At 65.9% G+C, this 23,100-nt stretch carries 18 protein-coding genes, 1 pseudogene and 1 riboswitch; of the genes and pseudogenes, 8 read left to right on the top strand and 11 right to left on the bottom strand.

Features of this window, described 5'->3' with window-relative positions; genetic code table 11:
• The first annotated feature begins 87 nt into the window (after positions 1 to 87).
• Together A7A09_RS19480 and A7A09_RS19475 are read left to right on the top strand one after the other, a co-directional pair.
• Complete coding sequence (locus tag A7A09_RS19480; protein WP_106692948.1) at positions 88 to 1,188, top strand: polysaccharide biosynthesis/export family protein; 1,101 nt, start codon at positions 88 to 90, stop codon at positions 1,186 to 1,188.
• Between the two features lie 8 nt (positions 1,189 to 1,196).
• Positions 1,197 to 3,209 (top strand): capsule polysaccharide biogenesis protein, encoded by a 2,013-nt coding sequence (locus tag A7A09_RS19475; protein ID WP_106692947.1) that lies wholly within the window; start codon positions 1,197 to 1,199, stop codon positions 3,207 to 3,209.
• Between the two features lie 31 nt (positions 3,210 to 3,240).
• Here the strand turns inward: A7A09_RS19475 and ribD are convergent, their stop codons facing one another.
• From ribD to A7A09_RS19440, 7 genes are all read right to left on the bottom strand, one after another.
• The gene (ribD, locus tag A7A09_RS19470; protein WP_106692946.1) at positions 3,241 to 4,224 is read right to left on the bottom strand and encodes a bifunctional diaminohydroxyphosphoribosylaminopyrimidine deaminase/5-amino-6-(5-phosphoribosylamino)uracil reductase RibD; all 984 of its coding nucleotides are present in this window, start codon (positions 4,222 to 4,224) and stop codon (positions 3,241 to 3,243) included.
• Between the two features lie 23 nt (positions 4,225 to 4,247).
• A complete protein-coding gene (gene nrdR, locus A7A09_RS19465; protein WP_106692945.1) occupies positions 4,248 to 4,712 on the bottom strand; it encodes a transcriptional regulator NrdR in 465 nt (154 codons plus the stop codon).
• Positions 4,713 to 4,906: 194 nt separating this feature from the next.
• Positions 4,907 to 5,329: a secondary thiamine-phosphate synthase enzyme YjbQ gene (locus A7A09_RS19460; RefSeq protein ID WP_106692944.1), complete on the bottom strand. Its 423-nt coding sequence runs from the start codon at positions 5,327 to 5,329 to the stop codon at positions 4,907 to 4,909.
• On the bottom strand, positions 5,326 to 6,813 hold the full coding sequence (locus A7A09_RS19455) for a DNA recombination protein RmuC (RefSeq protein WP_106692943.1): 1,488 nt from the start codon (positions 6,811 to 6,813) through the stop codon (positions 5,326 to 5,328). Before A7A09_RS19455 ends, A7A09_RS19460 begins: the two co-directional genes overlap by 4 nt.
• Before the next feature lie 168 nt (positions 6,814 to 6,981).
• Entirely contained in the window at positions 6,982 to 8,970 is a 1,989-nt protein-coding gene (gene rpoD, locus A7A09_RS19450; protein ID WP_106692942.1) for an RNA polymerase sigma factor RpoD, read from the bottom strand.
• Positions 8,971 to 9,119: 149 nt separating this feature from the next.
• Positions 9,120 to 11,042 carry a DNA primase gene (gene dnaG / locus A7A09_RS19445; protein WP_106692941.1) on the bottom strand — a complete coding sequence of 641 codons (1,923 nt, stop codon included), beginning with the start codon at positions 11,040 to 11,042 and terminating at the stop codon, positions 9,120 to 9,122.
• Between the two features lie 72 nt (positions 11,043 to 11,114).
• Positions 11,115 to 11,702, bottom strand: a complete 588-nt coding sequence (locus A7A09_RS19440) for a TetR/AcrR family transcriptional regulator (protein ID WP_106692940.1) — start codon at positions 11,700 to 11,702, stop codon at positions 11,115 to 11,117.
• A gap of 85 nt (positions 11,703 to 11,787) precedes the next feature.
• Here A7A09_RS19440 and A7A09_RS19435 point away from each other — a divergent pair, with 85 nt between their 5' ends.
• The 5 genes from A7A09_RS19435 (at position 11,788) to gluQRS (ending at position 16,317) form a co-directional block, all read left to right on the top strand.
• A complete protein-coding gene (locus A7A09_RS19435; protein WP_106692939.1) occupies positions 11,788 to 12,051 on the top strand; it encodes a hypothetical protein in 264 nt (87 codons plus the stop codon).
• Between the two features lie 57 nt (positions 12,052 to 12,108).
• A complete protein-coding gene (locus A7A09_RS19430; protein WP_106692938.1) occupies positions 12,109 to 13,275 on the top strand; it encodes an alpha-hydroxy acid oxidase in 1,167 nt (388 codons plus the stop codon).
• A gap of 103 nt (positions 13,276 to 13,378) precedes the next feature.
• Positions 13,379 to 14,029 (top strand): 50S ribosomal protein L25/general stress protein Ctc, encoded by a 651-nt coding sequence (locus A7A09_RS19425; protein WP_106692937.1) that lies wholly within the window; start codon positions 13,379 to 13,381, stop codon positions 14,027 to 14,029.
• Positions 14,030 to 14,146: 117 nt separating this feature from the next.
• Complete coding sequence (trmFO, locus tag A7A09_RS19420) at positions 14,147 to 15,484, top strand: methylenetetrahydrofolate--tRNA-(uracil(54)-C(5))-methyltransferase (FADH(2)-oxidizing) TrmFO (protein ID WP_106692936.1); 1,338 nt, start codon at positions 14,147 to 14,149, stop codon at positions 15,482 to 15,484.
• Positions 15,466 to 16,317, top strand: coding sequence for a tRNA glutamyl-Q(34) synthetase GluQRS (gluQRS, locus tag A7A09_RS19415; RefSeq protein WP_106692935.1), 852 nt, complete (start codon positions 15,466 to 15,468; stop codon positions 16,315 to 16,317). Before trmFO ends, gluQRS begins: the two co-directional genes overlap by 19 nt.
• On the opposite strand, the gene hisI is transcribed toward gluQRS, so the two are convergent.
• Complete coding sequence (hisI, locus tag A7A09_RS19410; protein WP_106692934.1) at positions 16,314 to 16,670, bottom strand: phosphoribosyl-AMP cyclohydrolase; 357 nt, start codon at positions 16,668 to 16,670, stop codon at positions 16,314 to 16,316. The two genes, gluQRS and hisI, sit on opposite strands and share 4 nt — an antisense overlap.
• 61 nt (positions 16,671 to 16,731) lie before the next feature.
• Here hisI and A7A09_RS19405 point away from each other — a divergent pair, with 61 nt between their 5' ends.
• On the top strand, positions 16,732 to 17,175 hold the full coding sequence (locus A7A09_RS19405) for an iron-sulfur cluster assembly scaffold protein (protein ID WP_106692933.1): 444 nt from the start codon (positions 16,732 to 16,734) through the stop codon (positions 17,173 to 17,175).
• A gap of 451 nt (positions 17,176 to 17,626) precedes the next feature.
• Here the strand turns inward: A7A09_RS19405 and thiD are convergent, their stop codons facing one another.
• From thiD to ligA, 3 genes and pseudogenes are all read right to left on the bottom strand, one after another.
• On the bottom strand, positions 17,627 to 18,421 hold the full coding sequence (gene thiD, locus A7A09_RS19400; RefSeq protein WP_106692932.1) for a bifunctional hydroxymethylpyrimidine kinase/phosphomethylpyrimidine kinase: 795 nt from the start codon (positions 18,419 to 18,421) through the stop codon (positions 17,627 to 17,629).
• Positions 18,422 to 18,462: 41 nt separating this feature from the next.
• Positions 18,463 to 18,553: riboswitch (TPP riboswitch) on the bottom strand.
• Positions 18,554 to 18,695: 142 nt separating this feature from the next.
• Positions 18,696 to 20,815: pseudogene (gene recG / locus A7A09_RS19395) on the bottom strand (ATP-dependent DNA helicase RecG).
• A complete protein-coding gene (gene ligA, locus A7A09_RS19390) occupies positions 20,791 to 22,986 on the bottom strand; it encodes an NAD-dependent DNA ligase LigA (RefSeq protein WP_106692969.1) in 2,196 nt (731 codons plus the stop codon). The pseudogene recG and the gene ligA overlap by 25 nt, the downstream one beginning before the upstream one ends.
• Positions 22,987 to 23,100 lie beyond the last annotated feature (114 nt).

Below are 23,100 nucleotides of genomic sequence, written 5' to 3'. Positions count from 1 at the left end.
TTACACGAAACTTCGCCTCCAAGGCGGAATGAAGACAATAATACAGGAGTTCTCGAGGTGACAGGTCTCACTCTACGCAATCCGGCAATGCGCGTCATCGCGATCGCGGCGCTTGGCCTGCTGACGGCCTGCGGTTTGCCGCGTTCCGGCCCGAGCAAGAACGAAATTTATGCCGGCGCGGTCGAGCGGGGCGGAAACGCCCAGATCATCTATGTCAACGAGCATGTGGCGCGGGCCGCCAATTTCAGCCCGAGCTACGGCTTCTCGCAGGCGTTCCGATCTGCCGCGGCCGTCGGTGCCGACGAAATCCGTCCCGGTGATGTCCTCGGGCTTTCGATCTGGGAGAATGTCGATGACGGCCTGCTTGCCTCGCTCGGGTCCAGTTCGACCCAATTGCAGGAAATCCAGGTCGACAGCGCGGGATATATCTTCGTTCCCTATGCCGGGCGCGTTCGTGCCGCGGGCAACAGCCCCGACCAGCTTCGCCAGATCATCACCGACCGGCTGAGCGAGCAGACCCCCGATCCGCAGGTCACGGTCGCCCGTGTCGCGGGCGACGGCGCCACCGTTTCGGTGATGGGCAAGGTCGTTTCGCAAGGGGTCTTTCCGATCGAACGCCCGACCCGCACGCTTTCGGCCATGCTCGCCAAGGCCGGCGGCGTCGCCATCGAGCCCGAGGTCGCGGTGGTGACCGTCAAGCGCGGCGGCGAGAGCGGCAAGGTCTGGCTCACCAATCTCTATTCCTCGCCCTCGAACGACATCGCCCTGCGCCCCGGTGACATCATCCTGGTCGAAGAGGATCAGCGTAGCTTCACCGCGCTTGGCGCGCTTGGCGGGCAGACCCGCGTGCCCTTGGGCAACGAGATGATCAACGGCGTCGAAGCCATCGCGATGGTCGGCGGCCTCAACTCGAACCTCGCGGATCCGACCGGCGTGTTCATCCTGCGCGACGAGCCGGCATCGGTCGCCTCCAAGGTCCTGGGCAAGCCGGTCCATGGCACGCAGCGCTTCGCTTATGTGCTGGATCTGACGCGTCCCAACGGGTTGTTCCTGGCCCGCGATTTCCTGATCCGCGACGAGGACACCGTCTACGTGACCGAAGCGCCCTATGTGCAGTGGCAGAAAACCATCGGAGCGATCACCGGGGGGCTGAGCACGGCGAATTCCGTCGAAAACCTGTCGAATTGATCCAAGGGATGACGCAGCCCGAAACGATGGCCGCCGGCCCCCCCCCCCGGCGGCTTTTCGTCTATAATGGCGGGTTCTGGTTCAAGCCGCGGCTGCGGCGCATTCTCGAACTTTCCGGGTGGCGGCCAAGGCTTGGCCTGCCCGGCCCGGATGACAGGATCGGCATATGGGGGGCAAGCCCCACGGCATGGCGGGGCCGCGCCATCGCCGCCCGCCGGGACACGGCGATCGTCACCGTGGAGGATGCGTTCCTGCGCTCGGTCCTGCCGGGCCGTGCCAGGGGACATATGGCCCGGCGCGGCCCTCTTGGCCTGCTGATCGATGCGGATGGGCTGCATTTCGACCCGGCCCGCCCCTCGCGCCTGGAACTGCTTGCCGCATCGAGGGAGGCGGCCGGGCTGGGCGATGCCGCGCGCGACGGAATCGACCGGCTCCGCCGGCTGGACCTGTCGAAATACAACATCCATCATCAGGACGCCCCCCCACCCCGGCCCGGCTATGTGCTGGTGATAGACCAGACCCGGGGGGATGCCTCGCTGATGGGTGCGGGCCGGGCGCGGTTCCTGGACATGCTGCAAGCCGCGCGGGACGAGCATCCCGGGGCTCGGATCGTGATCCGCACGCATCCCGAAACCTCTGCCGGTCTGCGTGCCGGCCATCTGAGTGCCGGGGATCTGCACCCGAACGAGCAGATCTGCGACGGGCCGGTATCCCCGTGGCGACTGATCGACAATGCCGACGCGGTCTATGCCGTCAGTTCGCAGCTTGGTTACGAAGCCCTGCTGGCCGGGCATCGCCCGGTGCTTTTCGGCCAGCCCTTCTATGCCGGATGGGGGCTGAGCGATGATCGCGCCCCCCTTGCCCCAACCCGCAGGGGCATGGCCACGCGCGAGGCATTATTCGCGGCCAGCCACCTGCTTGCCCCGGCCTGGTACGATCCCTGCCGCGACCGGCTGACGGATTTCAACGGCGCCGTGGACCAGCTTGAAGCCGAAACGCGCGCCTATCGGCAGGACCGCGATGGCCATCTGGCCTTTGGCATGCGGCTCTGGAAGCGGTCTTCCATCGCACGGGTGTTCGGCAATGGGCGCGGGGTGCGCTTTACCAATAAGCCATCGGGAAATGTCACGCTGGCCTGGGCGGGCAAGGCCGGGCCGGTGCCACGGGCGATCCGGGTCGAGGACGGGTTCCTGCGCTCGCGCGGGCTTGGCGCGGCACTGGTTCCCGCCCTGTCGCTGGTCGCGGATGACCTGGGCATCTATTACGATCCGACCCGCGAGAGCCGGTTGGAGCGGCTCATCGCCGAAGGGCCCCCGCCCGGGGGGGAAAGACGGGCGCTTGCGCTGATCGGGGCGATCCGGGCGGCGGGACTGTCGAAATACAACCTGGACGGGGCCGCCCCCGACCTGCCGGACCATGCGGGCAAGCCGGTGATCCTGGTTCCCGGCCAGGTCGAGGATGACGCCTCGATCCGCCTTGGCGCCGGGACCGAGCGAAGCAATCTATCCCTGCTGGAGCGGGTGCGGGCGGAAAACCCCGGGGCCGCGATCGTCTACAAGCCGCATCCCGATGTCGAGGCGGGGTTGCGTCCCGGTATCGTCCCGGATGCGGATTTGTCGCGGCTGGCCGATCATGTCGCCCTGAATGCCGATCCCGTCGCCCTGCTGGAAAAGGTCGATGAAGTCTGGACGATCACCTCGACCCTGGGTTTCGAGGCCCTGCTGCGCGATGTTCCGGTCACGGTGCTGGGCGCGCCCTTTTATGCCGGTTGGGGCCTGACCCGCGATCTTGGGGATATCCCTGCGCGGCGGCAGGCCCGGCCCGGCATCGCCGGTCTGGCCCATGCCTGCCTGATCGCCTATCCGCGCTATCACGACCCCGTTTCCGGGCTGCCCTGCCCTGTCGAGGTCGCGATGGACCGCCTGCTGGAATCGCAGGCAACCCGGGAAGGCCCGGTCCTGCGCATGCTGGCCAAGGCGCAAGGGGCATTGGCGGGACATGCCTGGATATGGCGGCGATAGGCCAGCCGGGGCCAGTTCTGCCGGAAATGCCTTATGGCCCGGCGCGCCTCCAGCGATGGAAGAGATCCTCTCCCACCCGGCGCGTCTCGACCAGTTGGAACCGTGCCCCATCCGCAAGGTGCTGCAAATCCAGCGCGGCGACCGCCGGCCGGCCGTCGCCGCCAAGGACCAGCCCGGCGGTATAGCCGACAAGCTGATCGACAAGCCCCGCACGCAGCAGGCTTGCCGCAAGCTCTCCGCCCCCTTCGCAGAACACCCGCGTGATACCGGCGTCTGCAAGCTCCTTCATCACCGTCTCGACCGGGCCACCCATGCGCCACAAGGGACCGAAATCCGGTCCCTCGGGTGGAAGATCGGGGATCGGGCCTTTCGAGACCACGATGCGGACGGGCTGGCGGGGCGTACCCATGCCCCGGACATTCAGCGACGGGCGATCCGCGCGGGCGGTTCCGCCACCGACCATGATCGCGTCATGGATCAGGCGCAATCCGTGGGAATGCATCCGGGCGGCCGGGCCGGTGATCCACTGGCTCTCGCCACTGGCCGTCGCGATGCGTCCGTCGAAACTGGTCGCCAGCTTGAGCGTCAGGAACGGCCTGCCCTGCTCCACCCGCATCAGGAAACCGGCCTGCATCTGACGTGCCTCGGTTTCGCGAACCCCTTCGGTCACCTCGATGCCCGCCGCCCGCAGGATCGCGTGACCGCGCCCCGCGACGCGCGGATCGGGATCGGTATGGGCCGTCACGACACGGGAAATGCCCGCCTTGACCAGTGCCTCGGCACATGGAGAGCTGCGGCCGTGATGCGCGCAGGGCTCCAGCGTCACATAGGCCGTCGCGCCGCGCGCCAGGGAACCGGCCTGCGCCAGCGCGACCCGTTCGGCATGGGGCCGCCCGCCGGGTTGGGTCCAGCCGCGGCCGACCACCCTCCCCTCGCGGATGAGCACGCAGCCGACCGCGGGGTTCGGCCAGACATTGCCCAATCCGCGCCGCGCCAACCGCAGCGCATGCGCCATATGGGTATTGTCCCCGGGGCGTATCAATCGTTCAGCGCGTCGGGGCGAAGTTCCGAGACGAACTTGTCGAAATCATCGGCATCCTGGAAATTCTTGTAGACGCTGGCAAAGCGCACATAGGCGACATTGTCGATCCGCGACAGTGCTTCCATCACGATCTCGCCGATCATCTTCGAGGGGATATCCGTCTCGCCGGTGCTTTCCAGCCGCCGCACGATCCCCGAGATCATCTGTTCGATGCGCTCGGGATCGACGGCGCGCTTCTGCATGGCGATGCGGATCGAGCGGGCCATCTTGTCGCGGTCGAAATCCTCGCGCTTGCCATTGGACTTGACGACGACGAGGTCGCGAAGCTGAACCCGCTCATAGGTGGTGAAACGGCCGCTGCAGGCAGGACAGAACCGCCTGCGCCGGATCGCGGCATTGTCCTCGGCCGGACGCGAATCCTTTACCTGCGTATCGACATTTCCGCAAAACGGGCAGCGCATATTATGGTCTCCTCGGCCCCGGTTCGCATCCACTATAGGGAACATGGCAGGGCTTGGGTAGCGTTATCCACAGACCACAAAATACGGAAACACGAAACTGTGACACGAAAGCCGCGTTCAGACCGGGAATGCGCCGCTATTTCAAGCCTCTCCGGCCTTTGGCGGGATGTGGCGCGGACGGTCCCGGCGGCTGTTCAACCGGCCTGGAAAATGGCCGCGACCTGCCGGGAATGCGGCGCGGTCCGATGTTCGACCAGGTAGATTCCCTGCCATTGCCCAAGCTGCATCCGCCCCTGCTCCACCGGGATCTGCAGGCTGACCGGCAAGACCGCCGCCTTCAGATGCGCAGGCATATCGTCGGGGCCCTCATGGCGATGCGTGATCCAGCCCATAGAGGGGTGATCGGATGGCGGGGCGAGCCGCCCCAGCCAGGCGAGCAGATCGCGTTGCACATCGGGGTCGGCATTTTCCTGGATCAGCAGCGAACAGGAGGTATGCCGCACCATCAGGCTCAGCACACCGTTGCGGGGCGGCAGACCGTCCAGCCATGATCCGACCTCATCGGTGAACTCGTAGCATGCGGGGCCGGTGGTGCGGATCACGAAATTCCGGTTCATTCCGCCGCCCGCCTGTCCATGTCGGGCGATTCCAGCGCGGCGGTATCGTCGCGATCGTGATCGAGTTCGATCTTCTTCTGCGCCCGGGCCCCGAGTTCGCGCAGCATCTCGACCTGCCGGATGACATTGCCGGGACCACGGGAAAGCCTGTCCATCGCCTGCCCATGGGCGCGGCTGGCCTGATCCAGCGATTTCCCGACCACCTCCATGGAATCGACGAAGCCGGCGACCTTGTCGTAAAGCTGTCCGGCCCGACGCGCGATTTCCAGCGCATTGGTCTCGCGCCGCTCCACCGCCCAGATATGCTCGACCGTGCGCAGGGTCAGCATCAGCGTGGTCGGGGTCGTCAGCCCGACCCCGCGTTCCAGCGCAAAGCTGGCCAGGTCGGGATCGGTGCGCAGTGCCTCGGAAAAGGCGCCCTCGACGGGAATGAACATCAGCACGTAATCCACCGAATGATCGTCCATCCGGTGATAGCCCTTTTCGCCCAGGGTCGAGATATGGCTGCGAATCGCAGCGACATGCCGGCGCAGGGCGGCCTGAATCTCGGCCGGATCCTCGCTGTTCACAGCCTGCTCGTAATCGTTCAGCGACACCTTGCTGTCGATCACCATGATCTTCTGGCGCGGCATCTTTACCACGACATCGGGCCGCCAAAGCTTGCCCTCCTCATCGCGCCAGCTTGACTGGATATCGTAATGAGTTCCGGCTTCTAGACCAGATTCCTCAAGTATTCTTTCAAGGATCATCTCGCCCCAGGCACCCTGGCGCTGCTTTTCCCCCTTGAGCGCACGGGTCAGGTTCACCGCCTCGCGCGAGATTTCCTCGGACCGCTTGTGGAGCGAGGCGATCTGCTCGCGCAGCCTTGCCCCTTCTTCGTCAAGGACCTTGTTCCGGGTCTGCAATTCCGTCTGGAACCGGTGCACCTGGTCGCGGAACGGGGTCAGCAGGCTGCTGAGCTGTTCGCCTTGCGCCTTTTGCATATCCGCGCCCTGAACCCGCAATGTCTCGGCGGCGAGCAGCTTGAACTGCCCGGTCATCTCGTCGCGCAATTCGCGCAGGGTCCTGATTTCACGCTCGGCGGCTTCGCGATCCTTTTCGGCGCGCAGATGCGCCTCGGCCAGTTCGGTCCTGGTATTCGACAATTGCTGCCGGGTCTGATGCAAGGCGTCGGTCAATTCGTCGCGTTCCTCGGCCAGCTCGGCCATGCGGGTGCCCTGCCCCTCCAGCCGGACATCCTGCTGGCCAAGGCGCAGTTCCAGCGCATGAAGCCGTTCGCCCAGATCGGACCGCTGCCGTTCCAGTCCCGTGATCGCATCGGCATCACGTCGCGCCGATTGCCGCAAAGCCGCAGCCTCGCGCCGCCAGCGGGCCGCCAGAAGAGCCAATAGCAGCAAGAGGACGACCACCGCTGCCAGCACCATCCGGACATGTCCCGGATCGCTGAACCAGAGACCTATTTGCGCGCCCAGGCCTTGCGGCATTATTCCCCCTATGCGTGGATGCGGGTTTCCCGGCAGTGTTCACTTTTTGTGCCCATCACGCAACCCGGCAGATACATAAAATCGAAACGACCGGATGCCCCCACATCCGGCCGTTCGCAATGATAAACCTCGCCTGCCGCCGCGGCGAAACAGCCGCGGCCACCTCCGCTACTGATCCAGGAAGGACCGGAGCTTGCGGCTGCGCGAGGGATGTTTCAGCTTGCGCAATGCCTTGGCCTCGATCTGCCGGATGCGTTCGCGGGTCACGCTGAACTGTTGCCCGACCTCTTCAAGCGTATGGTCGGTATTCATGCCGATGCCGAAACGCATCCGCAAGACCCGCTCTTCGCGCGGTGTCAGGCTGGACAGAACCCGTGTCGTGGTTTCCTTCAGGTTCTCCTGAATGGCGGAATCGAGCGGCAGGACGGCATTCTTGTCCTCGATGAAATCACCAAGCTGGCTGTCCTCCTCGTCGCCGATCGGGGTTTCGAGGCTGATCGGCTCCTTGGCGATCTTCATCACCTTGCGGACCTTTTCCAGCGGCATCTGCAGCTTTTCGGCCAGTTCCTCGGGCGTGGGCTCGCGGCCGATCTCGTGCAGCATCTGCCGGCCGGTGCGGACCAGCTTGTTGATCGTCTCGATCATGTGGACCGGGATGCGGATCGTCCGGGCCTGGTCGGCAATGGAGCGGGTGATCGCCTGCCGGATCCACCATGTCGCATAGGTCGAGAACTTGTAGCCGCGGCGGTATTCGAACTTGTCCACCGCCTTCATCAACCCGATATTGCCTTCCTGGATGAGATCGAGGAACTGCAGGCCGCGATTGGTGTATTTCTTGGCGATCGAGATCACCAGCCGCAGGTTGGCCTCGACCATCTCCTTCTTGGCCTGCCGCGCCTCTTTCTCGCCGCGCTGGACCTGGGAGACGATGCGGCGGAATTCCTGGATGTCCACGCCGACATATTGCCCCACCTCGGCCATGTCGCTGCGCAGTTTCTCGACCTTGTCGCGGGACCGGTCGAACAGCGCCTGCCAGCCGCGGCCGGATTGCTGCGACATGCGGTCAACCCAGGTCGGGTCCAGTTCGGCGCCGCGATAAGCCTCGATGAATTCGCGCCGGTTGATGCGGGCCGCGTCGGCCAGCTTGACCATGCCGCTGTCGATGGTGACGATCCGGCGGTTGATGCCGTAAAGCTGATCGACCAGCGCCTCGATGCGGTTGTTGTGCAGATGCAGCGAATTGACCAGCGTCACGATCTCGCTGCGCAGTTTCTGATAGTCCGATTCCGCGAGTTCCGAGAAACTGTCATCCTCGTTCAGCGTCGCGGACATGCGCAGGTCCTGCATGTCGGCCAGCTTTTCGTAATCGCGGGCGATGACGTCCAGCGTATCCAGGACCTTGGGCTTGAGGCTCGCTTCCATCGCGGCGAGCGACAGGTTGGCGCCATCGTCATCCTCGTCGTCATCGCTGACGATGGGATTGCCGTCGGCATCCAGCTCCTGCTGCTTTTCGGCGGGCCGGGCGGCTGCGGTCACCCCCTCGGTGGAGGCAGCGGCGATCCCCACCTCTTCCTCGCCATCCTCGCCCTCCATCGACTGGCCGAAGGTGGTTTCCAGGTCGATCACGTCGCGCAGCAGGATCTCTTCTTCAAGAAGCTCGTCGCGCCACATGGTGATGGCCTTGAAGGTCAGCGGGCTTTCGCAGAGCCCGGCGATCATCGTGTTGCGGCCAGCCTCGATGCGCTTGGCGATGGCGATCTCGCCCTCGCGCGAGAGCAGTTCGACCGAGCCCATCTCGCGCAGATACATGCGGACCGGGTCATCGGTGCGGTCGAGCTTCTCGGTCTCGGTCGCGGCGACGGCCACCTCGCGCGAACCGGAACCGACCGGCACGACGGCGCCGCCTTCGCTCTCCTCGGCCTCTTCCTCGTCCTCGATGACATTGATGCCCATCTCGGAGAGCATCGACATCACGTCCTCGATCTGCTCGCTGCTGACCTGCTCGGGCGGCAGGACGGTATTCAGCTGATCATAGGTGATGAAGCCGCGTTCCCGCGCCTCGGCGATCATCTTCTTGACCGCGGCCTGGCTCATATCCAGAGAATGGGCGTTCTCGTCCTTGTCGGTCTTGTCTCTTTCTTCGTCCTTGGTGGCCATCCATGGCTCCTTCTCAGGGCGGTCATCCGCGGGCCTCGTCCGCGAATCGGGGGGATAGAATCGGTTACTTTTATCGCGCCTGCCGGGCGAATCATAGGCGGGGCGGGTTAATGATTCGCGTATCCGATTCGAGCGATTCGCCGCGGGGGTCAGCCGCGCGGCGGTTTGCGCCAGATCTGCCCGCTGAGAAACTGCTCTAGCTGGGCGGACAAGGCATCGCGATCCTCGTTCAGATCGCCGGTATCCTCCATGTCGGGGCGCTCGGCACGGTGCCGGGCGCGGGTAATCTGCTGCATGCGCCAGGTCAGCCCCTCGTCGGCCTCGCCCTGGATCTCGGCTTCGGCACGGGCGAGTTCGGCGCCGGCGGCGCGCTGCGCCTCCAACCGGTCGAAAAGATTGCCCAGGATCGCCAGGACATTCTCGGCCTCCTGACTTTCGATCAGATTGGGGGTGAGGCCCAGATGGGCGTCGGCACGCAGCGTTTCAAGGGCGCGGCGGCCGGCATCGCTGTCGGTTCCCGTCAGCAGATCGTGCAGCAGCGCCGCGCGCCCGGAATCCCGTGGCAAGAGCCGCTCCAGCCGCGTCTCGACCGAGGCGAGCAGCTCGGTTCGCAACGCGCAGATCAGCAGGCAGGCCCCCTCCAGGAACGAGCCCGCCCCGTCGGGACCGTCAGGCGGAGCCGTCGGAAGGGGGGTGAAGGACGGCATTCCGTTTCCGCTTCGCGCGGGGGCCTTGCCCGCTCCCGCGTTCCTGCCATGCCGCCCCTTGCCATCGCGGCGCTGCCAGTCGCCGCCAAAGAGATCGCGCCGCTTGCGGCGGATCTCGTCGCTGTAATGACGGCGGGTCAGTTCGTCGGGAATCTTCGCGATCGCGTCTTGCAGGCGGCGGTCCAGCGCAGCCTTGCGCTCGGGGCTGTCGAAACGCTGCCCCTCGGTTTCCCGCGTCCAGAGCAGATCGACCAGCGGACGGGCCTGTTTCAGAAGCGCCGCCATCGCGCCCGGTCCCGCGGATTTGATCAGATCGTCGGGATCCTGCCCCGCAGGCAGCAGCACGAAGCGCAGCGCCTGCCCCGGCCCGGTCAGCGGCAGGGCAAGGTCGATCAGCCGCTGAGCGGCGCGCTGACCGGCGGTGTCACCGTCCAGGGCGATGACCGGCTCGGGGCTGACGCGCCACATCAGGCGAAGCTGATCCTCGGTGATTGCCGTGCCGAGAGGTGCGACGGCGCCCTCGAACCCCGCCACCGCCAGGGCGATCACGTCCATGTAACCCTCGGCCACGATCAGCGGCTGCCCCTTGGCGACAGCGGATCGGGCCGGGCCGATATTGTAGAGATTGCGGCCCTTGTCGAAGAGCGGGTTCTCGGGGCTGTTGAGATATTTCGCCCGCGCATTCGGATCCATCGCCCGGCCGCCGAAACCGATGCAGCGGTCCCGCCCGTCGCGGATCGGAAAGATGATCCGGTCGCGGAACCGGCTATAGGCCGCCCCTCCGTCATCGGGCCGGGCCGCTATTCCCGCCTCGACGATCCGCGCCTCGTCGAACCCCTTTTCGCGCAATGCCTGGATCAGGGCGGTGCGGCTGCCCGGTGCAAAACCGATCTCGAAGCGATCCTGCGCGGCCCGGTCCAGCCCCCGGCGGGCCAGGTAGTCGCGCGCCTCGGCCGCCGCCCCGGTCTGGATCTGCAGGCGGAACCAGCGGCAGGCGGCCTCGGTCACTTCCAGCAACTCTCCGCGGCGGTCGCTGCGCTGGCGTTCGCGGGGATCCTGTTCGGGCATCGTCATGCCGGCCTCGGCGGCCAGGTGCTTGACCGCCTCCATGAATTCCATCCCGTCGGCCTCGCGCAGGAATGTCAGCGCATCGCCCTTGGCATGGCAGCCGAAGCAATAATAGAAACCCTTCTGGTCGTCACAGTGAAAGCTGGCGGTCTTTTCCTGATGGAAGGGACATGGCGACCACCAATCCCCGCGCGCCTGGTTCGACTTGCGCTGGTCCCAGACCACCTTGCGCCCGATCACGCGGCTGATCGGAACACGGGCGCGAAGTTCGTCGAGGAAACCGGGAGGCAGACTCATGGGGTGATTATCGGGCCAGAGGCGCGTGCGGGCAAGCGCCGGAATTTGGATATTTATGTGAAGAAGAAACCCTCATGCCGCCCCGACCGCGCCACGCGCGAGCCCCCAATAGATGTCGCCGATCCGCTGGCGATCGAGGCGCCCGCCCTCGCGATACCAGTTGGTGACACCGGTCAGCATCGCGATCAGGGCCATGGTCGCGAGCCTGGGGTCGTCGACAGACATCACGCCCGCCTCGATCCCGTCGCGCAGGATGTTTTCCAGAGCCGCCTCGTAGCGTCCGCGCAATTCGGCGATCCGGGCATGGTTTTCGGGCGTCAGGTTACGCAGTTCCATATAGGACAGGAACACCGCATCCGAGTGATCGAGGCTGAAATCGATATGGAAGCGGACGAAATCCTCCAGCCGCCGAAGGGGGCTGGCGCCGGGATCGTCCCGCCAGGCGGCGAGCAGATCCCGCATATGGCTTTCCATCAGATCGAAAAGCAGCGCCTGCTTGTCCGGCGTATAGGCATAGAGCGCCCCGGCCTGCACCCCCACCGCCGAGGCGATCTGGCGCATCGACACGGCGGCATAGCCCTGCCGCGCGAACAGCCGGCGGGCATGGTCGCGGATGAGCGGGCCGGTGATATCTGCGCGGGATCCTTGAGTGCGGGCCATGGGTCCACTCTTACGGGGAAGGCCGCGGATGTGGAAGCGTTGATCAGCCGTTGTGGACGGGCTCCGGCGGGCCTAGTCTGGCGGCATGACTCGGATTGCCCAGATCGCGCTTTGCGCCGCATTGCCCCTTGTGTCGGCCTGTGCCGACCGTGACCGGGATTACCCGCGGCTCCTGCCCATGGAACAGTTGCTGGCAGAGCCGGAGCTTCCCCCCGACGGCGCGGATCCGGCCGCCGTGACCGAGGCCGCGCAGTCCAGGGCAGAGGCGCTGCGGGCGCGGGCAGAGGCCTTGCGGCGTCCCGTGATCGAACCCGGAATCCAGCGCCGGATGCGGCAGCGGGGCGGTTGATTGTGCGGTGCCGGAAAGGCTGGTAGGAAATTTTTACCACTTCAGCCGGAGCCTGCCATGCCTGTCATCACCTGCATCGAGGATCTCAAAGCCCTGCACCGGGCCCGGACCCCCCGGATGTTCTATGATTATGCCGAATCGGGCAGCTATACCGAACAGACCTTTCGCGAGAACACGAGCGATTTCGCCCGGATCCGGCTGAAGCAGAAAGTGGCGGTCGACATGTCGAATCGCAGCCTCGCCTCGGATATGGCGGGGCTGCCGGTCAGCATGCCGGTGGGGCTGGCTCCGGTGGGGCTGACCGGCATGCAGCATGCCGATGGCGAGATCCTCGCGGCGAAGGCGGCAGAGGCTTTCGGGGTGCCCTTCACCCTGTCCACCATGTCGATCTGCTCGATCGAGGATGTCGCGGCCCATACCTCCGTCCCCTTCATGTTCCAGCTTTACGTGATGAAGGATCAGGATTTCGTCGCCGGCATGATCGAACGCGCCAAGGCCGCCCAGTGCAGCGCGCTGGTCCTGACGCTGGATCTGCAAATCCTCGGGCAGCGGCACAAGGATCTGAAGAACGGGCTGTCGGCGCCGCCCAAGCTGACCCTGCCGACGATGATGAACCTGGCCACGAAATGGCGCTGGTGCATGGGCATGGCGCAGACGAAACGGCGGTCCTTCGGAAATATCGTCGGGCATGCCAAGGGAGTGGGCGACATATCGTCGCTGAGCAGCTGGACCGCCGAGCAGTTCGACGAACGCCTTGACTGGGACAAGATCGCCAGGATCCGCGACATGTGGGGCGGCAAGCTGATCCTCAAGGGCATTCTCGACCCCGAGGACGCCCGCATCGCCGCCGATTTCGGCGCCGACGCGATCGTGGTCTCGAACCATGGCGGGCGGCAGTTGGACGGGGCGCTGTCCGCGATCCGGATGCTGCCGCATATCGTCGAGGCGGTGGGCGACAAGGTCGAGATCCACATGGATAGCGGCATCCGCAGCGGCCAGGACGTGCTAAAGGCGCTGGCGCTCGGGGCGCATGGCACATGGATCGGGCGGGCCTTCGTCCATGGCCTGGGCGCGATGGGCGAGGCCGGGGTGACATCGGCGCTGGAGGTGATCCGCAACGAGCTGGACACCACCATGGCGCTTTGCGGCGAGCGCGACATCCATGCGCTCGGCCGCCATAACCTGCTGCTGCCGGAGGGGTTCCTGAGCGAATACGGGGCGTGACGAATCCCCCTTCACAACCCGTCCGTCCTGCGCTATAGGCCCCACCTTGCCGTCATGCACCCTTGGAGGATGGCGGCGTCAACAACTGTTTAGGATAGATATCATGGCCAAGAAGATCCCGGATCTGGTGGCCGAGGCACGCGCGGGGACAGGCAAGGGGGCCGCCCGCCAAGCTCGCCGCGAAGGCAAGGTGCCCGGCATCGTATATGGCGACCACAAGGACCCCATTCCTGTCGCCTTCAATTTCAACGACCTGCTGACCAAGCTGCGCGCCGGTCGCTTCACCTCCACGCTGTGGAACCTGAAGGTCGACGGGCAGGAAGACGTTCGCGTCATCTGCCGTGGCGTTCAGAAGGATGTCGTCAAGGATCTGCCGATCCATGTCGATTTCATGCGCCTGCGCCGCACCTCGAAGGTGAAGCTGTTCATCCCGGTCGAATTCACCGGCCATGACGACTGCCCCGGCCTGCGCAAGGGCGGAACGATCGTGACCGTACGCTCGGAAGTCGAACTGATCGTGACGGCGGGTGACATTCCCGACCATATCACCGTCGATCTGTCGGGGCTGGAGATCGGTGACGGCGTCCATATCGAGGACGTCAAGCTGCCCGCCGGCGCCAAGCCGACCATCGACCGCAATTTCGCCATCGCCAATATCGCGGCACCCTCTGCGCTGCGTTCCAGCGATGACGAGGACAGCGGCGAAAGCGCCGAGGCCGAGGAAGCTGCGACCGAAGAGGCCGCAGAGGAATAATCCCCTGCCCATCGCGGGCATGGATCGAGGGCGGTGCCAGAGTTGGCGCCGCCCTTTCCTTTTCACTCCGCCGCTGCTAGCCAAGCGGCCTGTCGAACCTATCGCAAAGAGGACCGCATGGAGCCCGTCAACATCATCGGCGCCGGACTCGCCGGATCCGAGGCCGCATGGCAGGCGGCCCGCAGTGGCGTGCCGGTGATCCTGCACGAGATGCGCCCGGCCACCGGCACCTTCGCCCACAAGACCGGCGATTGCGCCGAGATGGTCTGCTCGAACTCCTTCCGCTCGGATGACGACGTGATGAACGCCGTGGGCCAGCTGCACTGGGAGATGCGGGCGGCGGACGGGCTGATCATGGCCATGGCCGACAGGCATCGCCTGCCCGCGGGCGGCGCGCTGGCCGTGGACCGGGACGCCTTCTCGCAAGCGGTGACAGAGGCGCTGCGGGCCGAGCCGCTGATCGAGATCCGCGAGGGCGAGATCGGCGACCTGCCCGCCGAGGGCAACTGGATCGTCGCCACCGGGCCGCTGACATCGGACCGGCTGGCGGGGTCGATCCGCAGCCTGACCGGCACCGAGGCGCTGGCCTTCTTCGACGCCATCGCCCCGATCGTCCATGCCGAGACGATCGACATGAGCGTGGCATGGGAGCAGAGCCGCTACGACAAGGGCGAGACCGAGGCCGAGCGCCGCGCCTATATCAACTGCCCGATGAACCGGGACGAATACGAGACCTTCATCGACGCGCTCTTGGCCGCCGACAAGACCGAGTTCCGCGAAGGCGAAACCGCCGGTTATTTCGACGGCTGCCTGCCCATCGAGGTGATGGCAGAGCGTGGCCGCGAAACCCTGCGCCATGGGCCGATGAAGCCGGTGGGGCTGACCAATGCCCACAAGCCCGATGAAAAAGCCCATGCGGTGGTTCAACTTCGCCGGGACAACGCATTGGGAACGCTTTACAATATCGTTGGCTTCCAGACCAAGATGAAATACGGGGCACAGACCGAGGTGTTCCGGATGATCCCGGGCCTGCAAAATGCCAGCTTTGCCCGGCTTGGTGGCATCCATCGCAACAGCTTCCTGAACTCGCCCACCCTGCTGGACGACCGGATGCGGATGCGCAAGCACCCCAACCTGCGTTTCGCCGGGCAGGTGACAGGCGTCGAGGGCTATGTCGAAAGCGCCGCGATGGGGCTGCTGGCGGGGCGCATGGCCGCGGCGCAGGCGCGTGGGGATGACCTTGGACCGCCGCCCTTCACCACGGCGATGGGCGCGCTGGTCAATCACATCACCGGCGGGGCGGAGGCCAAGACCTTCCAGCCCATGAACGTGAATTTCGGGCTGTTTCCGCCGCTGGAAGAGATGCGGGGCGGGCGCAAGGGCCGGAAGGACCGCTACCCGGCCTATACACAGCGCGCCAAGGATGATTTCCGGGCATGGCTGGCCACGCAATAAGGCGCTCGCGCTTCGCCCCCTCGCCGACCGGGCTGTTGCATCTGGGCCATGCCTATGCCGCGCTTGTCGCCGCCCGCGAAGCCTCAGCCGGGCAGTTCCTGCTGCGGATCGAGGATATCGACCGCGACCGCTGCAAACCCGAATTCGAGACGGCGATCTACGAGGACCTGGCATGGCTGGGCCTGCAATGGCAGCGCCCGGCCCTGCGGCAATCCGAACGGATGCAGGCCTATCGCGACGCCTTGGCGCGGCTGGCGCCGTTCTCCTATCCCTGCCGCTGCCGCCGGGGCGATATCCGCGCAGCCCTTTCAGCCCCGCAGGAAGGCGCCCTGCCCGCTGGCCCCGACGGGTTGATCTATCCCGGCACCTGCCGGGGGCGCAGCCTGTCCGAAGCCGGGCCCGATGATGTCATCAGGCTAGATAGCGCCCGCGCCCTTGACGCGCTCGGCCTGGATCGGTTGAGTTTTCGCGACGAGGTGATCATGCCCGGACATGACCACAGCCTTGCCCGCGACGAGTTCCTGGACGGGATCGGCGATGTGATCCTGTCCCGGCGCGGCATGGGCACATCCTATCATCTGGCGGTTGTGGTGGATGATGCGGCGCAGGGCATAGATATTGTCACGCGCGGGAAAGATTTGTTCGATTCCACGTGGATACATGTTCTTCTTCAGAAATTACTGAAGCTTCCGACGCCCCTTTATCACCACCATCGCCTGATCCGGGACGATGCGGGCAAGCGGCTCGCCAAGCGCGACGACGCCCGCGCCATCCGCCATTACCGCGACGAAGGCGCCAGCCCCGGGGATCTTCGCCGCATGATCGGGTTCTAGACCATCGGCCGCATGATCTCGATCTCTTCCCCTTCGCGGATCGCCGTATAGAAGCAGCTGCGCCGGTTGGTGTGACAGGCGGGGCCGGTCTGCCGGACCAGCGCCAGCAGGCAGTCGCGGTCGCAATCGACGCGCAGCTCGACCAGTTCCTGCACATGACCCGAGCTTTCCCCCTTGATCCAGAAGGACTTGCGCGAGCGCGACCAATAGGTGACGCGCCCTGTCTGCAATGTCCGGGTAACGGCCTCGGCATTCATCCAGGCCATCATCAGCACCTCGCTGCTGGAGGCGTCCTGCGCGATGACCGGGATCAGGCCATTCGCATCGTATTTAAGGCTGGCCGGGTCGAACATCGGGTTTCCTTTCGCAATCGGGACACCTATCTAGGACGAATGGACGCGCGGGAAAGAACCGATGAGCGACAGCGACCTGATGCAACTCTACTCGCGCCGGATTCTGGCGTTGACCACCTCGATCCCGCATCAGGGGCGGCTGCCCGACCCCGAAGGCAGCGCCATGCGCCGCTCTCCGCATTGCGGCTCTTCGGTGACGGTGGACGTGGTGGTGAAAGACGGGCAGATCGCCGAATTCGCCCAGCAGGTCCGTGCTTGCGCCCTTGGGCAGGCCTCGGCCTCGGTGCTGGGCTCGGCGGTGATCGGCCAGACGCGCGAGCAGATCGAGACGACCCGCGACCAGTTGAAATCCATGCTGAAACAGGGAGGCGAGGCGCCGGGCGCGCCCTTTGCGGAACTGGAGGCGCTGCTTCCGGCGCGGGAGTATCCGAACCGCCATGCCTCGATCCTGCTGGCATGGGAGGCGACCTTGGCAGCCATGGACGAGGCTCGGGCCAAGGGCTGATCCTTCCCCTTTGGGCCCCTTCAGAACGCATTGCGCAACGGGATACCGGGTTTGGCGAATGCCGGACTCCGTCCTGCACAGCATATGTCCGGGGCGGGTCTATCCCTTACGCCGGTAACGCGCATCACCCGCCCAATTCGCCTTTCCGCATCCCCCGGGATCATGGGTTACCGCAAAGAAAAAACCGGCCCACAAAAGGGGCCGGTCAAGTTGCGCGTGCAGGGAGACAGTGACGGCGCACAGGCGCGGCGCCGATGATGCAACGCGGGGCAGAAGATCAGGCTTGCAGGATCGCAGGCAGCCAGAGAATGACGATGGTGGTCACGGACAGGGCGGTGACGCCGAGCAGATCGGAAACGAATTCGCGGTTCATGATGGCAACTCCTTCGTGTTGCTGCTTTGTTCTCATATTCGCACATATCTGTAAAGAACTTTATGAGAACATCCTGAATCAGCGAAGCGCCCAGAAGTGATCCAACGGGCCGTGCCCCTGCCCCACAAGCAACCGGTCGGAAGCAATCAACGCCTTGTAAACATATGATTTTGCCTCCATCACGGCATCCTCCAACCGCTCCGACAGAGGCAATCGCGCAGCCAGGGCCGACGACAGGCTGCACCCGGTGCCATGACCGTTGCGGGTCGCGTGGCGCCGGCCTTCCAGCCACAGGGCCCGATTCGCATCCACCAGCAGATCGGGCGATTCCGCCCCGGCGAGATGCCCGCCCTTCAACAGCACCGCCTGCGGCCCCAGTTCCAGCAGCGCCCGTGCCTGCGCCTCCATCCCCGCGCGGTCCCGCGCCTCTGCGCATCCCAGCAGGTCGGCGGCCTCGGGCAGGTTCGGGGTGATGACCGTGGCGCGCGGAATCAGCAGGCCGCGCAATGCCTCGACGGCCTCGACCGCCAGCAACCGGTCGCCACCCTTGGCAACCATCACCGGGTCAAGCACGACGGGACAATCCCGCCCCTCCAGCGCCCGCGCCACGGCGGCGATCACCGCAGCATCCCCCAGCATGCCGATCTTGACGGCATCGACGCGGATATCGTCGAACACCGCCCCGATCTGGGCCGCCACGAAATCCGGCGGCACCATGTGAACGGCGCTCACGCCCCGGGTGTTTTGCGCGGTCAGGGCGGTGATCGCGGCCATGCCATAGCCGCCATTGGCCGAAATCGCCTTGAGATCGGCCTGTATTCCCGCCCCGCCCGAAGGATCGGAGCCCGCGATCGACAGGATATTCGGAATCATCTCGCCTCCCCCGGCGCGGCACGCGGACGGCATGGGAAGGCCATGACGGCAACGCGACTTCCTCCGCCAGCATGATCTGGTTCAGGTTCAAAGGGTGCATCTCAGCCCGGATGGGCGCCCCCGTCACGGCTTCACAAGACCAGATCGCGACGATGGACGCAACCACGGACCGCGACGGGATCGCCCCGCCTCCCTCTTTCTTCTTCATGCAAATATCCCCGGGGGTCCCGGGGGCAGGCAGCCCCGGTCATCGCGGGACGCGATGAAGCCGGCCTCACCCCACCGATATCAGCCGGATCGCCTGGTCCTGCTGCATCAGCCACATCAGGAAACGCACCGCCCTGCCGCGCGGTGACTCCAGTGCCGGGTCGCGTTCCAGCAACGCGCGGGCATCCTGCCGGGCCACGGCCATCAGCGCCGGCTGATGCTCCAGGTCGCCGATATGGAAGCGCGGCAGGCCCGATTGCGCGGTGCCGATCACGTCGCCCGCACCGCGCATCTCCAGGTCGACCTCGGCGATGCGGAACCCGTCCTCGGTGTCGCGCAGGGTGGTCAGGCGGCGGGCGCCGGTCTCGCCCAGGGGCGGGTGATACATCAGCAGGCAGGTCGAGGCCCCCTGCCCTCGCCCGACCCGTCCGCGAAGCTGGTGAAGCTGGGCGAGGCCAAAGCTTTCGGCCCGCTCGATCACCATGATCGTGCCTCGGGCACGTCCACGCCGACCTCGATCACCGTCGTGGCGACAAGGATCCGCGCCCGGCCCGAGGCGAAATCCGCCATAGCTGAGTCGCGCTGATCGGCGGGCATCTGGCCATGGATCAGCCGCACATCCTCGCCGAACTGCGCCCGCAGCGACTGGAACCGCGCCTCGGCGGCGGTCAGGTCGCTGAGTTCGCTTTCATCGACCAGCGGACAGACCCAATAGGCCCGCGCGCCCTGTTCAAGCACCGCATGCAGGCGCGCGGTCACCTCGTCCAGCCGCTGGTCCGAGATCATCACGGTCGTGATCGGCTGCCGCCCCGGCGGTTTCTCGTCCAGCACCGACAGGTCGAGATCGCCATATTGGGTCAGCGCCAGCGAGCGCGGGATCGGCGTCGCGGTCATGATCAGCATGTCGGGGGGCACATCGCCCTTGGCAGACAGCTCCAGCCGCTGCGCGACGCCGAAACGGTGCTGTTCGTCGATGATGGCAAGGCGCAGATCGTGGAAATGCACATCCTTCTGGAACACCGCATGGGTGCCGACCAGGATATCGATGCGGCCCTGCGCGAGATCCTCCAGCAATTGCGCCCGCAGCTCGCCCTTGTCGCGGCCGGTCAGCGCGGCCAGCCGTATACCCGCCACCCGCGCCAGCGGCTCCAGCGCGCGGGCATGCTGGCGGGCGAGGATCTCGGTCGGTGCCATGAGCACCGCCTGCCCCCCGGCCTCGACCGCGACCAGCGCCGACAGCATCGCCACCAGCGTCTTGCCCGAGCCGACATCGCCCTGCAGCAGCCGGTTCATGCGCCGGTCGCTGGCCATGTCGGACGCGATCTCTTCGACGGCACGGGTCTGGGCCCCGGTCGGCGGCCATGGCAGGCTGGCCAGCACCGCCTGGCGCAAGCGGCCATCGCCCTGCGTCGGCCTGCCCTTCAGGCGCCGCTTCTCGCGACGCACCAGCGCCAGCGTCATCTGGTGGGCAAGAAACTCGTCATAGGCCAGCCGCGCCCGCGCCGGGCTGTCGGGCGACAGGTCACGTGGAGACCCGGGCGCATGGGCCTGTTGCAAGGCACCCGCGAATCCGGGCCAGCCGCGCTCCTTCAAAAGCTGCGGATCGATCCATTCCTCGACCTCGGGCAGGCGCTCCATCGCGGCAGTCACGGCCTTGGCCATCATCCGTTGGGTCAGGCCCTGCGAAAGCGGGTAGACCGGCTCGAACGCGGCGGGCAATGCCTCACCCTCGCGCAACATATGGTCGGGATGGACCATCTGGGCGAGGCCGTCGAACAGCTCCAGCTTGCCGCTGACGATCCTGCGCGCACCCTCGGGAAGCTGGCTTTCGATCCAGTCCCGGCGCGGATGAAAGAATACCAGCGTCAAGTCGCCGCCATGCGCATCGGCACAATGGACACGCCATGGACGGCCGCGAGACTTGGGCGGGAAATGGCGGGTCACGCTGATCTCGATGGTGACGATTTCGGGCGGCCGGGCCTCGGAGATGCGGTCGATATGGCGGCGGGTAATGCCATTGGCCGGCAGCGTCATGACCAGGTCGCGCGGCCGCTCGATCCCCATCTGCGCCAGCGCATCCCGGCCCTTGGGGCCGATCCCCGGCAGCGTGTCGATCGCCGCGAAAAGCGGGAACAGCGCCGGGGGTCTGCCCTTCGGCGCGCTCATTGCCCGGCGATCCGCATCCATTCATCCTCGTCGATGGTCTCGACCCCCAGATCGGCGGCCTTCCTGGCCTTGGAGCCCGCCCCCGACCCGGCGATCAGCAGATCGGTCTTGGCGCTGACCGAGCCCGCGACCTTGGCCCCCATCGCCTCGGCCCGCGCCTTGGCCTCGGCCCGGGTCATGCGCTCCAGCGTGCCGGTGAAAACCAGCGTCTTGCCGCTGATCGCGGTTTGCGCGGATGCGGGGGTCTCGGCGGGCAGGATGGTCAGCATCGAGGTCAGGCGGTCGATGCTTTCACGCTCACGCGGCTGCGTGAAGGTGGTGACCAGCGATTGCACCAGAACCGCGCCGATCCCGTCGATGCCGGTCAGTTCGGCCCAGTTGGGGCTGTCTTCCAGCATGGCGCGGCGGGCCTTGTCGTCCCCGGCGGCGAAGGCAGGTTCCGCCACCGCACCGTCGATGGCGGCGATCATCGCCTCCCATGTGCCGAAATGCCGGGCCAGGGTCGTTCCCGCGACTTCACCCAGATGCCGGATGCCCAGGGCAAAAAGAAAGCGTGCCAAGGGGATACGGCGCTTTTCCTCGATCGCGGCAAAGAGTTTCTCGACGGAGCGTTCGCCAAAGCCGTCGCGGTTCCTCAGCTTGGGCAGGTTCGCGGCGTCGCGTTCGGCCAGGGTGAAGATATCGGCGGGCTCGCGGATCGGCAGGTCATCATCGGCAAAGAACATCTCGACCTGCTTCGCCCCCAGCCCCTCGATGTCGAAGGCAGAGCGGCTGACGAAATGCTTGAGTTTCTCGATGGCCTGTGCCGGGCATATCAAGCCGCCCGAACAGCGGCGCACGGAATCACCCGGTTCGCGGACCGCCTCCGAGCCGCATTCGGGGCAATGTGTCGGGAACTGGTAGGGCGTATCGCTGACGCGCCGCGACAGGTCCACATCGGCGATCTTGGGGATCACGTCGCCGGCGCGGTAAACCTTGACCCAATCGCCCGCACGGATATCGCGCCCCTCGCGGATCGGGTTGCCGGCACTGTCGAGACCGGCAATGTAATCCTCATTGTGCAGCGTGGCGTTCGAGACCACGACCCCGCCAACCGTCACCGGCTCCAGCCGTGCGACCGGGGACAGGGCGCCGGTGCGCCCGACCTGGATCTCGATCCGGTCAAGACGGGTCCAGGCGGTCTCGGCGGGGAATTTATGCGCGATCGCCCAACGCGGCGTGGTCGAGCGGAACCCGAGCCGGGCCTGGTAGCCCAGGTCATTGACCTTGTAGACCACCCCGTCGATGTCATAGCCAAGCGTGGCGCGCTGCTGCTCGATCTCGGCCCAGGTGGCGATCATCCCGGCCGCGTCGCGGCATAGCCGGGTCAACGGATTGGTGCTGAAACCAAGCTCGGCCAGCCGTTCCACCGCCCCCATCTGGGTTTCGGCAAGCGGTGCGGTCAGTTCGCCCCAGCTATAGGCAAAGAATTTCAGCGGGCGGCTGGCGGTGATCCTGGAATCAAGCTGGCGCAGCGAACCCGCGGCGGCATTGCGCGGATTGGCAAAGACGCGGCCGGTATCCCCGGCATTGAGCCGGGCGAAATCGTCATGCGCCATATAGACCTCGCCCCGGATCTCGACGATGCCGGGCGCGTCGGCCTTCAACCTGTGGGGGATGTCGGAGATGGTGCGGGCATTGGCGGTGACGTTCTCGCCAACCGTGCCGTCGCCGCGCGTCGCCGCCTGCACCAGTTCGCCATCCTCGTAGCGCAGCGACAGCGACAGCCCGTCGATCTTGGGCTCGGCGGTGAAATCCAGCGGCGCATCCCCGGGCAGGTTCAGGAAGCTGCGGATGCGGGTCACGAAATCCTGCACATCCTCGTCGTCAAAGGCATTGCCAAGCGACATCATCCGCTGCGCATGGGTGACCTTGCCGAAACCCTCGGACGGGGCGGCGCCCACCTTGGCCGTAGGGCTGTCGGCGGCGCGCAGATCGGGAAAGGCTTCCTCCAGCGCCGACAGTCGCCGTTTCAGCGCATCGTAATCGGCATCGGAAATTCGCGGCTTGTCCTTGCCATGATAATCCTCGTTCGCCTGTACGATACGCGCCGAGAGATCGGCGATCTCGTCGGCGGCCTGCTGCGCCGTCAGATCGCTCAGATCCGCCCCGGCCCCGCCCGGCGCCTCATTGTCCAACTGCCGTTCCGCCATTCCGATCCGTTCCGTCTTGCCATCTTCCCACATCGCCCGGTCGAGGCGATGCCCGCCTCTTATACGACGCGGCGGGGGCCGTCGCCCAGAGTGGAAGCAGCAATATTCGCGGCT

Source organism: Paracoccus methylarcula, assembly GCF_003007735.2.
In the GTDB taxonomy this organism is placed as follows: domain Bacteria; phylum Pseudomonadota; class Alphaproteobacteria; order Rhodobacterales; family Rhodobacteraceae; genus Paracoccus; species Paracoccus methylarcula.
This window is presented reverse-complemented; position numbering and strand designations above follow the sequence as displayed.